Raw genomic sequence first — 12,421 nt, forward strand, 5'->3', positions numbered from 1 at the left:
CCGTCAGCCGTCCACCCCGAACAGCGGTTCGCCCGCCGGGCGGCGCAGAAGCACCCGCAGCACCCAGCGGCGGTGGGCGTACGCCTTGACGAGCCCGGTGAGCCCGGTCAGCCAGGCGATGAAGCCGAGCCCCACCAGCCAGGCCACCAGGCCGTACGTCTCCTCGCCCGCCCTCGCGGTCGCCGGGACCACCACACAGCCGAACAGCCCCGCCGCGCACAGCGTGTACGACACCAGCAGCCAGGCGAGGCTCGCCCCCGGCCTGCGCAGGGGGAGGTCCCTCCCGGCATCGCGGTCCAGCTCGCCCCACTCCCCCAGGAGCCGGTGGACCCGCAGGTCCCGGGACACCCCGGCGGCCGTCAGGACGACGGCGGGGATCAGGACGCAGGCACCCACGGCCAGGCACAGGACGCCCGGCACCGCGCCGAGCGCGTCGGGAGCGTCCTCGAACACGAGGAACGCCGCCCCGGCCAGGGACCAGCCCAGCGCGGCCAGCCCGGCCCACATCAGCGTCAGACCCAGGCGCGCCGGGCCGATGTACGTCGTCACCAGCTCGCCCAGGATCAGCGCCCGGTCGCTCAGCAGCGCCTCGCGGTCGGGCCAGGTACGTATCCCCACGGGCGGAGGCGGTGGCGGGAGCGGTGCACGGGCCGACATGCCCCAGACATTAACCGAGCCCCCGCACCGGCCGGACCGGCAGCCGGGTCCGCGCGGACCCACGCCTCATGTCAGCGGGTACGAGGTCCTGCCGGACGCCTCGTCGATCTCGTCGTGCGCCTTGGTGAGCAGTTTCATCGCCAGTTCGTTCAGCGCGCGGGCTCCGGCGATCTCCTCGCCCACCCGTGGCTGCTGCGCGTCGGACGGGTGCCGGCTGGCGTATCCATGGGCCCGCACCTCGGTCCCGTCACTGAGCCGTACGAGAGCCGCCGCGCGCGTGCGGTGGGTGTCCTCCTCGAATTCCAGCTCGACGTGCCATCCGACCGCTGTCTCCATCATGACGGTCACCTCCCGGAATTTTCCTGCTTCCAGGGTGCGCCCGTTCACCCGCCTCCGCACGTGCGTGGGGCTGGGCGTCAGGCGTCCAGCAGAGCCTGCACGTCCAGCTTCCGCATCCCCATCATCGCCTTCATCGCCCGCTCGGCCCTGGCCCGGTCAGGCCCGGTGAGCAGCTCGGGGAGCGCCCGGGGGACGATCTGCCAGGACAGTCCGTACCTGTCCTTCAGCCATCCGCACTGGCCCTCCTCGCCCCCGTCGGTGAGCGCCTCCCAGAAGCGGTCCACCTCTTCCTGCGACGCGCAGTCGACGGTGAGGGAGACGGCCTCTGAGAACGTGAAGTGAGGGCCGCCGTTGAGGGCCATGTACTCCTGGCCCGCGAGGACGAAGTCCACCGTCAGGACCGAGCCGGCCTCCCCCGGCGCCGCGCCGGGGTTGCGCATGACGCCTTCGACGCGGGAGTCGCCGCCGAAGACGGAGACGTAGAAGGCCGCCGCCTCCTCCGCCTGGTCGTCGAACCACAGACAGGGCCTGATCTTCTGCATGGTCTCTCCTCCGCGCGGTCCGGTGCGTCTCGGGACGCTGTGAAAGGTAGACCGCCCCCGGCCCCGGAACTCATCGGGACACACGGTGCGCACGGGTGAGCAGCAGCTCCCGCTCCCGTGCGTTACGCGTCAGCTCCGCCGCGTGGAGGAACGCGGCGCGCGCCTCCCCCGCACGCCCCAGCCGCTCCAGCAGGTCGCCCCGCACGCTCGGCAGCAGGTGGTAGCCCGCCATCGCCGGCTCCCGCGCCAGGGCGTCCGTCAGGGCCAGACCCGCGGCCGGGCCCTCGGCCATGGAGACGGCCACCGCCCGGTTCAGCTCGACCACCGGCGAGGGCGCGGCCTTCGCCAGATGGCCGTACAGCGTGGCGACCGTCCGCCAGTCCGTGTCCTCGTAGCGCACGGCGCGGGCGTGGCAGGCGGCGATGGCGGCCTGCAGCGTGTACGGCCCCGGGGCCGCGCCCGGCGCGTACGCCCGTTCCAGGGCCGCGAAACCGCGCCGGATCAGCAGCTGGTCCCACCGGGCGCGGTTCTGCTCCTCCAGCAGGAGCGGGGTGCCGTCCGGTCCGGTGCGCGCGCGGATGCGGGAGGCCTGGAGTTCCAGGAGGGCCGCCAGCCCGTGGACCTCCGGCTCCCGGTCCATCAGCCCCGCCAGCAAGCGCGCCAGGCGCAGGGCGTCCTCGCAGAGCGCCGGGCGCAGCCAGTCGTCCCCGGCGGTCGCCGCGTACCCCTCGTTGAACACGAGGTAGACGACCTCCAGCACCGAGCCGAGCCGGCCGGCGCGCTCGGCGCCCCGCGGCACCTCGAAGGGCACGTTCGCCCGCCCGAGGGCACGCTTGGCGCGGACGATGCGCTGCGCGACGGTGGATTCGGCCGCCAGGAAGGCCCGGGCGATCTCGTCCGTGCTCAGGCCGCCGATCAGCCGCAGGGTGAGGGCGACGCGGGCCTCGGTGGAGAGGACCGGGTGGCAGGACGTGAAGATCAGCCGGAGCACGTCGTCGTCGATGGCGTCCGGGTCGGCGAGCTCCGGCCCCGGCACGTCCTCCAGGCTCCGCCCGACCTCCGCCAGCTTGCGGGCGTAGGTCTCCCTGCGGCGTACGAGGTCGATCGCGCGCCGCTTGGCCGTGGTCATGAGCCAGGCGCCGGGCCGGTCGGGGACACCGGTCTCGGGCCACTGCTCCAGGGCGGCGACCAGCGCGTCCTGGGCGATCTCCTCGGCGATGGCCAGGTCCCGGACGATGCGGGCCGCACCGGCGACGATCCTGGCCGACTCGATGCGGTACACGGCCTCGACGGTGTCGCTCGTTGCTGTCACGGGCACCCATCACAGCAGCCGGGGGCGGGAGCGGCAAGATCCGCCGCCCGCCCCGGACACCGGCCCTCCGTCAGTTCTCCGCGATCTCCCGGATCTCGGAGGTGATCGTCCAGTGCGGCTCGTGGACCGCGAGGAAGCGCTTGGTCCACTCCAGGATCTCGGCCTTGTCCTTGGCCTGGATCAGGGCGTAGCCGCCGACGACCTCCTTGGTCTCCGTGAACGGCCCGTCCGTGACGGTGAACTCGCCGTTCGACCAGGTGACCCTGGTGCCCTCGGAGGCCGGGGTGAGACCTGCGGTGTCCAGCAGGACACCGGCCTTGGTCATCTCCTCGATGAGCGCGCCCATGCGCTCCATCAGTCCTTGGCTGGGGCCCTCGGCCGGGGCGTTCGTCTCGTCGAACCGGACCATCGTCAGGTAGCGCGGCATGGTGTCTCCTCGGACTCCGGAAGCGGGGGCTGTCCCCCGCCTCTCACCCATGCGTCGAACGGTAGGGGCCCGGATCGACACGTCCGGAAAGATTTCCTGAATTTCTTTCCGGCGGGCCTCCGCGCCGGCCCGGGATCAGCCGTTCGCCGGGCCGAGGGACTCGAACCGCCACCGGTGGACGGCGCGCGTGACGAGCGCCGCCTCCGGCTCCGGCAGCTCCGGCAGCTCCTCGTCGTACGCCGCGTCCCACCAGGTCAGGACGAGCACGCGGTCCTGAGGAGCGCGCAGCAGCTCGCTGCGCAGGGGCTCCCGGGCCAGTTCGCCCGCCCGGGCCCTGGCCCACTCCAGCAGCTCCGCGCCCCTGCCCTCGGTGGCACGGGCCTCCCACATCAGGGCGACGGTCATGAGTAGAGGTTGTCCTTGCTGACCTCGTGCACGTGGTCGTGGCTGTGCGCGCCCGGCACATGGGTCTCGGTGACCGGGAGCGAGGAGTCGGCGGAGAGGTCCAGATCGGAGTGCGGGCGGTTGCGCGCCACCATCTCCGCGCCCAGCGCGGCGACCATCGCGCCGTTGTCGGTGCACAGGCCCGGCCTGGGGACCCGCAGCCGGATGCCCGCCTTCTGGCACCGCTCCTCGGCGAGGGCCCGCAGCCGCGAGTTGGCGGCGACGCCACCGCCGATCATGAGGTGGTCGACGCCCTCGTCCTTGCAGGCGCGGACGGCCTTGCGGGTGAGGACGTCCACCACGGCCTCCTGGAAGGACGCCGCCACGTCCCGGACGGGCACCTCCTCGCCGGCCGCGCGCTTCGCCTCGATCCACCGGGCCACGGACGTCTTGAGCCCGGAGAACGAGAAGTCGTACGCGGGGTCGCGCGAGCCGCTGAGACCGCGCGGGAAGGCGATCGCCTTCAGGTCGCCCTCCCTGGCCAGCCGGTCGATGACCGGACCTCCGGGGAATCCGAGGTCCAGCACCCGGGCGATCTTGTCGAAGGCCTCACCGGCCGCGTCGTCGATGGTGGCGCCGAGCGGCCGTACGTCGCTGGTGATGTCCGGGGCCAGGAGCAGCGAGGAGTGTCCTCCGCTGACCAGCAGCGCCATCGTCGGCTCCGGCAGCGGGCCGTGCTCCAGCTGGTCGACGCAGATGTGCGAGGCCAGGTGGTTCACCCCGTACAGCGGCTTGCCCAGGGCGTACGCGTACGCCTTGGCCGCGGAGACGCCGACGAGCAGCGCACCGGCGAGCCCGGGGCCCGCCGTGACCGCGATCCCGTCGAGGTCGCGGGCGCTGATCCCGGCGGTCTTCAGGGCGCGCTCGATGGTGGGGACCATCGACTCCAGGTGGGCGCGGGAGGCGATCTCGGGGACGACACCGCCGAACCGGGCGTGGGTGTCGACGCTGGACGCCACGGCGTCGGCGAGGAGGGTCGTCCCGCGCACGATGCCGACGCCCGTCTCGTCGCAGGAGGTCTCGATACCGAGTACGAGAGGTTCGTCAGCCATCAGTCTGTCTCTGTTCCTTGTACGGTCAGGCGCATGACGAGTGCGTCGATGTTCCCCGGCTGGTAGTAGCCCCGGCGGAAACCGATGGGCTCGAAGCCGAAGCGTTCGTAGAGCTTCTGCGCGCGGGTGTTGTCGACCCGGACCTCCAGGAGCACCGCGCCGCACTCGAAGGCGGTCGCGTGCCGGAGCAGGTCGGTCAGGAGTTCGGAGCCGAGACCGCCGCCCCAGTGGCCGCGGCTGACCGCGATCGTCTGGACGTCGGCGAGGTCGCCGGCCGAGGCGAGGCCCGCGTAGCCGACGATGCCGCCGTCGACGGGGTCCTCCGCGACGACGTAGCGGTGGGTGGCGCGCGGTCCGCGGGCGTGGGCGAGCTCGGACCAGAACATGCCGGCCGACCAGGCGTCGTCGGGGAACAGCTCGTGTTCCAGCTCCAGTACGGGCTCGATGTCCCACCAGCGCATCTCACGCAGGACAGCGGTCGCGGTGGTCACTTCGGGGTGACCACCTTGTAGTTCTTCGGGACCTGGGCGTCCGGCCTGCGCAGATAGAGCGGCGTCGGGGGCAGCAGCTCCGCCCCGGCGGCCAGCCGCTCGGCCGCGAGCGAGGCGAGCGCTCCGGCGTGGACGTGCTCGGGGCCGCGGGCGTCGGGGAAGGCGCCGGGGTAGAGGAGGGCGCCGGCTCCGACGACGGGGAGTCCGGCGAGCCGTTCGGCGATGTCGGCGGGCCGGTCGACGGAGGGTTCGCCGTCCCGGGTGCGGGAGTCCTCGTAGCGCGCCCAGTAGACCTCTTTGCGGCGCGCGTCGGTCGCGACGGCGAAGGGGCCTTCGAGGCCGTCCCGCCCGGCGGCGTACGCGAGGGCGTCGAGCGTGCACAGCCCGTGCACCGGCACGGAGAGGGCGGAGCCGAAGGTCGCCGCGGTGACGAGGCCGACGCGCAGCCCCGTGTACGGGCCGGGGCCGACCCCGACGGCCACGTCGGTCACGGCGTCGAGCTTCACCCCCGCCTCGGCGAGGACCCGGTCGACGGCGGGCAGCAGCAGCTCCCCGTGCCTGCGGGCGTCGACCTGCCCGGTCTCGGCGACGACGGAGGTCCCGTCGTGAAGGGCGACGGTGACGGCGGGGGTGGCGGTATCCATGGCGAGCAGCAGCACACAAACAGCCTACGGCTCCGCCGACTCGGCCATCACAGCCTGTGCAGCGTCCCGGCCCGCCCTTCCGCTGCTGGTACCGTCGCCCGGGTACACGCGTGTACGACGTAAATGCTTGTACGACAGGCGACGCACGGCATCCGAAAGGGGAGCTCACGGTGGCAAGGGGCAGCTCGGGAATGGTGGCCGGGCTCACTGCCGCGGCGGTGGCCGTGGTCTGTTTCCTCGCCTACCAGGCATCCGCGAACGCGCCCGACTCGGTCGCCGTCCCCTCCGCCGAGGCGTCGCACTCGGCCGCCGCGCCCTCCGAGAAGCCGAAGCCCGCGAAGGATCCTCTCGCGGTGCCCGCGGACTCCGACACGGGTGCCCGTGTCGTGTACTCGCTGAAGGACCGGCGGGTGTGGATCGTGGACGACAAGGAGAAGGCCCTCCGGACGTTCGCCGTGATGCCGAGCTCCGTGAGCCCGCTCCCGGGCGTCTACCAGGTGACCTCGCGTTCCGGCACCATCAAGGGCTCGGACGGTGTCCTGATCGAGCACGTGGTGCGCTTCGCGAACGTCGACGACGTCTCCGTGGGCTTCAGCGCCGCGCAGGACGGCTCGATGCGGAGCCCCGACCCCACGATGAAGACCGGCGGGGTGCGCATGAAGCGGGCCGACGGCAACGCGCTGTGGACCTTCGCGACGGTCGGCGTCAAGGTCGTGGTCGTCCCGTAGCGACGGCTCCGGCCGTCCGGGCCCGCCGCACGCCCGTCCCGTGGCGGCCCGGCGCGTCAGCTCTCCGGGACAGCCCTTAGGCGGCGTCCCGCCCCGCCGCGGGCCGGATCACCGGGCTCCCGTCACCGTCGTCCTCGTCCGCGTGCTCGTCGCGCGGCGGTGTCGAGACCGCCGTCGCCGCCGCACAGGAGGCGAGCAGGTCCTTCATCGACACGGCGGACGCCGATGGCGGCTCCGCCTGCGACGACTGCGGCTGCACTTCACGCTCGGGTGCCGGCATGCTGCCTCCTCGGGCTTCGTCGAGAGCCGTGGTTAGGTAGACCTAACCAGCCTCTGTACCCATGTGACCACGACGGGCCTCCCCCGCGCAACATTTTACCGACGAGCTGTCGGAAAGCGTCGGGAAGTCCGGTGGGTGAGCCATGGGTACGGCCGCCGGGGACCGGTTCTCAGCGAGCGGCCAGCTCCTCACGCAGCCCGGCCCAGCGGGCCCCGATCCCCACCAGCGTCACCGTGCGGCGCTCGTCGTCGGTGTCCCCGACGGCACGGTCGATCACCACCTGAAGCCGGTCCTCCGAGAGCTCCTCGACCTTGCCGTCGCCCCACTCCACGACGACCACCGATTCGGGGAGCGAGACATCGAGGTCCAGGTCCTCCATCTCGTCGAGTCCGCCGCCCAGGCGGTACGCGTCGACGTGGACCAGGGCGGGCCCCTCGCCCAGCGGCGGGTGGACCCGGGCGATCACGAAGGTCGGCGAGGTCACGGCGCCGCGCACCCCGAGCCCTTCACCGAGACCGCGGGTCAGGGTGGTCTTGCCCGCGCCCAGCTCGCCGGTGAGCATCACCAGGTCGCCGGGGGCCAGCACGCCGGAGATCCGGCGCCCGAGCTGCTTCATCTGTTCGGGGGACTCGACGGCCACGTCCACGGTGACGATGCCCGGTGCGGCGGTGCCGGTGACCGGGCCGTTGTGCGCTGCTTCCATGCCGACCAACGGTAGAGGATCAGCGTGCCCCGGCCGGAACGGCTCCGATCCGTACGAGCAGATCCGCGAGCCGGTCCGTGACCGTCTCCGGGTGCTCCAGCATCACCAGGTGACCGGCGTCCGGCACGATGACCAGCTCGGCGTCCGGGAGTTCGTCCGCGATGGCCTCGCTGTGCGAGCTCGGGGTCACCAGGTCCTTGTCCCCGGCCAGGATCAGCACCGGCAGATCGCGGAACGCGGGCAGCGCCCCGCTCTTGTCGTGCTCCGTGAACGCCGGGTAGAACTCCGCGACCACATCGATCGGCGTCGACTCGATGAGCCGCTCCGCGAAGCGCGCGACCGCCGGGTCCACGTCCCGCGAACCGAACGAGTACCGCTTGATCAGCCCCGCGAACAGGTCGGCCGTCGCCCGCCGGCCCCGCTCCACGAGTTCCGCCTGCGAGCCGAGCGCCTTCAGCACACCGGGCAGCACCCGGCGCACCGCGTTCACCCCGGCGACCGGCAGCCCGAAGTTCACCTCGCCCAGCTTGCCGCTCGACGTCCCCACGAACGCCACCGCCGCCACCCGGTCCCGGATCAGCGCCGGGTAGAGGTCGGCGAGCGCCATCATCGTCATGCCGCCCATCGAGTGCCCGACCAGCACCAGCGGGCCCTCGGGGGCCGCCGCCTCGATGACCGCCTTGAGATCGCGGCCGAGCTGGTCGATCCCGACCGGCACGCCCTGGGCCTGCGCCCGTCCGCGCTCGGAGCGCCCGTGGCTGCGCTGGTCCCAGTGGACCGTGCGGACCAGACCCCGCAGTGCCGCCCGCTGGAAGTGCCAGGAGTCCTGGCCGAGGCAGTAGCCGTGGCTGAACACGACGGTCAGGGGCGCGGGGTCCTTGCGGCCGAAGAGCCTGCGCCGCCGCGACCCGGAGCCCGCGGGCACGGCCGCCCCGGCGCTGGAGCCCGCGGGGCTCGTCCCGCCGTCCGGCTCGACCTCGTCGACCTCGTAGTACAGCTCGGTGCCGTCGTCGGCGACCGCCCGGCCCGGCAGGCCGCGCAGGGAGCCGTACGGCCCGGAGGCGTCCAGGGCGAGGCGGGCCTTCTTGCGCATGCCACGGCCGACCGTCAGGCGCTCCACGGCGACGCCGGCCGCCGCACCCGCGGCGATGACGCCTATCGCCGCCCCCGCGATGCCCGCCCGGCGCCAGCCGGCCGCCGCGACGGCCGCCGTCGCCACCACGTCCTCCGCGCTGGTCTCGCTCACCGTGCTCCTTCGTCGTCGTAGTTGTCGCCGGCCGCCACCGTCGCCGTGGCCGTCCGGAGCCGGTCCGGGCGGGCCCGGTCCGGCCGTCAGCCGCGCCAGGTTTCCCCGTCGAGATGGACGCGGGGGACGCGTCCTCCGATGCGCGTGACGATCTCGTACGCGATCGTGTCCGCCGCCACCGCCCAGTCCTCCGCGCTCGGCTCGCCCCGGTCGCCCGGCCCGAAGAGCACCGCCTCCGCGCCCGCCGCCAGGGCGGCGCCGCCGAGGTCGACGACGAACTGGTCCATCGCGACGCGTCCCGCGATCCTGCGGACGGCGCCCCCGACCAGCACGGGCCCCCGTCCGGAGGCGTGACGCGGGATGCCGTCCGCGTAGCCGACCGGCACCAGCGCGAGCGTCGTCTCGGCGGCCGTCGTGTAGTGGTGCCCGTAGCTGATGCCGTGTCCCTGCGGCACCTGCTTGACGAGCGCGACGGAGGCCACGAGCGTCATGACGGGGCGCAGCCCGAAGTCGGCCGGGGTGCCCAGTTCCGGGCTGGGCGAGATGCCGTACATCGCGATCCCGGTGCGTACGAGGTCGAAGTGCGACTCGGGCACCGTGAGGGTCGCCGGGGAGTTGGCGATGTGCCGCACCTCGGGCCGGACGCCCTCCTTCTCGGCGTAGGCCACCATGTCGCGGAACACGTTCAGCTGCGCGGCGATCGACGGGTGCCCCGGCTCGTCGGCGCAGGCGAAGTGGGACCACAGGCCGGTGATCCGCAGGGTGCCCGCCTCCTCGGCCGCCCGGGCCGCCGAGACGAGTTCCGGCCAGTCGGCGGGCTGGCAGCCGTTGCGCCCGAGGCCCGTGTCGGCCTTGAGCTGGACCCGGGCCGGGACCCCGGCGGCGGTGGCGGCGGCGACGACCTCGTCGAGGGCCCACATCCCGCTCACCGAGACATCGATGTCGGCCTCGATCGCCTCGCGCCAGGGACCCCCAGGCGTCCACAGCCAGCACATCACCCTGCCGCCGAGCCCGGCGGCCCGCAGGGCGAGCGCCTCCTGCGGGGTGGCGGTGCCCAGCCAGGTCGCGCCGGCCTCCAGTGCGGCCCTGGCGCAGGGCACCGCGCCGTGTCCGTACGCGTCGGACTTCACCACGGCCATGAGCTGTGCGCCGGACGCCCGCGCGCGCAGGGCGCGCACGTTGGCCCGCAGTGCGGCGAGGTCGATCTCGGCACGGGCTCTCAGGGTCGCTGTCTCGTTCATCGCGCCCAGTCTCTCAGAGCCGTACGCCTGTGCCCTCGACCTCCTGTGCCCGGTGAGGCGGTCACCGGTGGTCGAGGGCGTGCTCCAGGTGGTCGACGAGGACCGGGACGTGGCTGGCCGGGACGTCCTTCACCGCGGTGACGAGGGTGACGGGCCCGCCCTCGCGCACCAGGGCGAGGAGCGCCTCGACGGCCTCGGTGTGCGCGGGGTCGCCGAGCTCCGTGCGGTAGCGGTCCACGAAGTCGTCGTACCGGCCTGCGGACCGGTCCTCGTGGTACCAGGTGCGGAGTTCCTTCGACGGCGTCACGTCCTTGGCCCACAGGTCGACCGCCGCGTGCTCCTTGGAGACACCGCGCGGCCAGAGCCGGTCGACGAGCACGCGCGTGCCGTCGTCCTCCTCCGGCGGGTCGTACACCCTGCGCACCCGGATGTCGCTGCCGCTGCCCACACCGGTCACCTCCGTTCCCGTGGTTCCAGCCTGGATCAGGCCCGCACGTCCCGCCAGGCGGCCGGAATCGCGTCCGCGACGTCCTGCGCGGCGACCGGCGCGCCGTCCGAGGCCCCGCGTGCCGCGAGGCCGTGCAGATAGGCGCCCACGGAGGCGGCGTCACGCGGGGCGAGGCCGGCCGCCAGCAGCGAACCGGTCAGCCCGGACAGCACGTCGCCGCTGCCCGCCGTGGCCAGCCAAGACGTGCCGGTCGGGTTGACCCGCACGGGCGCGTCCCCGTCCGCCGCGACCAGGGTCGTCGAGCCCTTCAGCAGCACCGTGGCGCGGTAGCGCGCGGCCAGCTCCCGTACGGCGGCAAGCCGCCCCGCCTCGACCTCCTCGCGCTCCACCCCGAGCAGCGCGGCGGCCTCACCGGCGTGCGGGGTGAGCACCGTGGGGGCGGTGCGCGCGCGGACGGCACCGGCGTCCATCAGCCGCAGCCCGTCCGCGTCGACCAGCACCGGCACGTCGGTGGCCAGCACGTCGGCCACCGCGGTCGCCGACGCAGAGGAGTCACCGAGGCCGGGCCCGGCCACCCAGGCCTGCACCCGCCCGGCCCGCGACGGCGGCCCCGGGTGCACCAGGGCCTCCGGGAAGCGGGCGATCACGGCGTCCGCGCCGGGCCCGGAGTAGCGCACGGCTCCCGCGCCGGCCCGCAGCGCGCCCGCGACGGCCAGGACGGCCGCACCGGGATAGCGCTCGGAGCCGGCCGCCACGCCGACGACACCGCGCCGGTACTTGTCGCTCTCGGCGCCGGGGACGGGCAGGAGCGCGGCGACGTCGGCGTACTGGAGGGCCTCCAGATCGGGCCGTTCGGGCAGCTCCTCCCCCAGGCCGATGTCGATGAGCCGCAGCGCGCCCGCGTGCTCGGCGGCCGGGTCGACGAGCAGCCCCGGCTTGTACGCGCCGAAGGTGACCGTGGCGTCCGCCCGTACGGCGGTGCCGAGGACCTGCCCGGTGTCCGCCTCGACCCCGCTGGGCAGGTCCACGGCGAGTACGGGGGCGCCGCTCGTGGTGACGGCCCGCACCAGTTCCGCCGCCTCCGGGCGCAGGCCGCCGCGGCCCCCGATCCCCGTGATGCCGTCGACGACGAGGTCGACGGGGCCGAACGCGCCGAGTTCCGGGCCGTCCAGGACCTGTCCGCCCGCGGCGAGCAGCGCGGCCAGCCCGCCCGGGTGCGCGGTGCCCGGTGAGGTCAGCAGGGCCCGTACCCCGGCCCCGCGCCGGGCCAGCCGGGCACCGGCGTACAGCGTGTCACCGCCGTTGTCGCCGCTGCCGGCCAGCAGGAGCACCCGCGATCCGTACACCCGTCCGTTGCGCCGCAGGAGATCGCCGCAGGCCACGGCCAGTCCGGCGGCGGCGCGCTGCATCAGCGCCCCCTCCGGGAGCCGTGCCATCAGCCTCTGTTCGGCGGCCCGTACGGTCTCGACGCTGTAGGCAAGTCGCATACGCTCAACCCTCCGCGATCACGACGGCGGACGCCACCCCCGCATCGTGGCTGAGCGACACGTGCCAGCTGCGGACGCCGAGCTCGGCCGCCCGCGCCGCGACGGTGCCGCGGACCTCCAGGCGCGGACGCCCGCTGTCCTCGACGCACACCTCGGCGTCGGTCCAGAGCAGCCCGCCCGGTGCTCCGAGCGCCTTGGCCAGTGCCTCCTTCGCCGCGAAGCGGGCGGCCAGGGAGGCGATGCCCCGCCGTTCCCCTCCGGGGAGCAGCAACTCCCGCTCCAGGAAGAGCCGCTCGGCGAGCTGGGGCGTCCGCCCCAGTGCCGCGCCGAAGCGCTCGATCTCCGCCACATCGATCCCGACCCCAATGATCACGCCATCA

17 protein-coding genes are annotated in these 12,421 nt (G+C 73.9%); 1 reads left to right on the forward strand and 16 read right to left on the reverse strand.

Features of this window, described 5'->3' with window-relative positions; all coding sequences use genetic code 11:
* Positions 1–3: 3 nt before the first annotated feature.
* The 9 genes from ACFY8O_RS04565 to tsaB form a co-directional block, all read right to left on the reverse strand.
* Positions 4–618 carry a hypothetical protein gene (locus tag ACFY8O_RS04565; RefSeq protein WP_387898781.1) on the reverse strand — a complete coding sequence of 205 codons (615 nt, stop codon included), beginning with the start codon at positions 616–618 and terminating at the stop codon, positions 4–6.
* A gap of 105 nt (positions 619–723) precedes the next feature.
* Positions 724–996, reverse strand: coding sequence for a DUF1876 domain-containing protein (locus tag ACFY8O_RS04570; RefSeq protein ID WP_145803992.1), 273 nt, complete (start codon positions 994–996; stop codon positions 724–726).
* A 77-nt stretch (positions 997–1,073) separates the two neighbouring features.
* On the reverse strand, positions 1,074–1,538 hold the full coding sequence (locus ACFY8O_RS04575) for a VOC family protein (protein ID WP_145803994.1): 465 nt from the start codon (positions 1,536–1,538) through the stop codon (positions 1,074–1,076).
* A 70-nt stretch (positions 1,539–1,608) separates the two neighbouring features.
* Positions 1,609–2,850 carry an RNA polymerase sigma factor gene (locus ACFY8O_RS04580; protein ID WP_387898786.1) on the reverse strand — a complete coding sequence of 414 codons (1,242 nt, stop codon included), beginning with the start codon at positions 2,848–2,850 and terminating at the stop codon, positions 1,609–1,611.
* 70 nt (positions 2,851–2,920) lie between these two features.
* The gene (locus ACFY8O_RS04585; RefSeq protein WP_145803996.1) at positions 2,921–3,277 is read right to left on the reverse strand and encodes a YciI family protein; all 357 of its coding nucleotides are present in this window, start codon (positions 3,275–3,277) and stop codon (positions 2,921–2,923) included.
* 135 nt (positions 3,278–3,412) lie between these two features.
* Positions 3,413–3,682, reverse strand: coding sequence for a hypothetical protein (locus tag ACFY8O_RS04590; RefSeq protein WP_145803998.1), 270 nt, complete (start codon positions 3,680–3,682; stop codon positions 3,413–3,415).
* A complete protein-coding gene (gene tsaD / locus ACFY8O_RS04595) occupies positions 3,679–4,773 on the reverse strand; it encodes a tRNA (adenosine(37)-N6)-threonylcarbamoyltransferase complex transferase subunit TsaD (RefSeq protein ID WP_387898790.1) in 1,095 nt (364 codons plus the stop codon). The genes ACFY8O_RS04590 and tsaD overlap by 4 nt, the downstream gene beginning before the upstream one ends.
* The gene (gene rimI, locus ACFY8O_RS04600) at positions 4,773–5,264 is read right to left on the reverse strand and encodes a ribosomal protein S18-alanine N-acetyltransferase (RefSeq protein WP_145804001.1); all 492 of its coding nucleotides are present in this window, start codon (positions 5,262–5,264) and stop codon (positions 4,773–4,775) included. Before rimI ends, tsaD begins: the two co-directional genes overlap by 1 nt.
* The gene (gene tsaB, locus ACFY8O_RS04605) at positions 5,261–5,908 is read right to left on the reverse strand and encodes a tRNA (adenosine(37)-N6)-threonylcarbamoyltransferase complex dimerization subunit type 1 TsaB (RefSeq protein WP_387899582.1); all 648 of its coding nucleotides are present in this window, start codon (positions 5,906–5,908) and stop codon (positions 5,261–5,263) included. The genes rimI and tsaB overlap by 4 nt, the downstream gene beginning before the upstream one ends.
* Before the next feature lie 191 nt (positions 5,909–6,099).
* Here tsaB and ACFY8O_RS04610 point away from each other — a divergent pair, with 191 nt between their 5' ends.
* Entirely contained in the window at positions 6,100–6,636 is a 537-nt protein-coding gene (locus ACFY8O_RS04610; RefSeq protein WP_145804827.1) for a hypothetical protein, read from the forward strand.
* 76 nt (positions 6,637–6,712) lie between these two features.
* Here ACFY8O_RS04610 and ACFY8O_RS04615 read toward each other — a convergent pair whose 3' ends face one another.
* The 7 genes from ACFY8O_RS04615 to ACFY8O_RS04645 form a co-directional block, all read right to left on the reverse strand.
* Positions 6,713–6,916, reverse strand: coding sequence for a hypothetical protein (locus ACFY8O_RS04615; protein WP_145804003.1), 204 nt, complete (start codon positions 6,914–6,916; stop codon positions 6,713–6,715).
* Between the two features lie 169 nt (positions 6,917–7,085).
* Positions 7,086–7,619, reverse strand: coding sequence for a tRNA (adenosine(37)-N6)-threonylcarbamoyltransferase complex ATPase subunit type 1 TsaE (tsaE, locus tag ACFY8O_RS04620; protein ID WP_145804005.1), 534 nt, complete (start codon positions 7,617–7,619; stop codon positions 7,086–7,088).
* Between the two features lie 19 nt (positions 7,620–7,638).
* Positions 7,639–8,865, reverse strand: a complete 1,227-nt coding sequence (locus tag ACFY8O_RS04625; protein WP_387898795.1) for an alpha/beta fold hydrolase — start codon at positions 8,863–8,865, stop codon at positions 7,639–7,641.
* An 86-nt stretch (positions 8,866–8,951) separates the two neighbouring features.
* Complete coding sequence (gene alr / locus ACFY8O_RS04630; protein ID WP_387898798.1) at positions 8,952–10,106, reverse strand: alanine racemase; 1,155 nt, start codon at positions 10,104–10,106, stop codon at positions 8,952–8,954.
* 61 nt (positions 10,107–10,167) lie between these two features.
* Positions 10,168–10,554, reverse strand: coding sequence for a DUF488 domain-containing protein (locus ACFY8O_RS04635; protein WP_145804011.1), 387 nt, complete (start codon positions 10,552–10,554; stop codon positions 10,168–10,170).
* A gap of 35 nt (positions 10,555–10,589) precedes the next feature.
* The gene (locus tag ACFY8O_RS04640) at positions 10,590–12,041 is read right to left on the reverse strand and encodes an NAD(P)H-hydrate dehydratase (protein WP_387898801.1); all 1,452 of its coding nucleotides are present in this window, start codon (positions 12,039–12,041) and stop codon (positions 10,590–10,592) included.
* Positions 12,042–12,045: 4 nt separating this feature from the next.
* Entirely contained in the window at positions 12,046–12,414 is a 369-nt protein-coding gene (locus ACFY8O_RS04645) for a holo-ACP synthase (RefSeq protein ID WP_145804015.1), read from the reverse strand.
* Positions 12,415–12,421: the final 7 nt, after the last annotated feature.

It is taken from the genome of Streptomyces argenteolus (assembly GCF_042902585.1).
Classification (GTDB): domain Bacteria; phylum Actinomycetota; class Actinomycetes; order Streptomycetales; family Streptomycetaceae; genus Streptomyces; species Streptomyces argenteolus.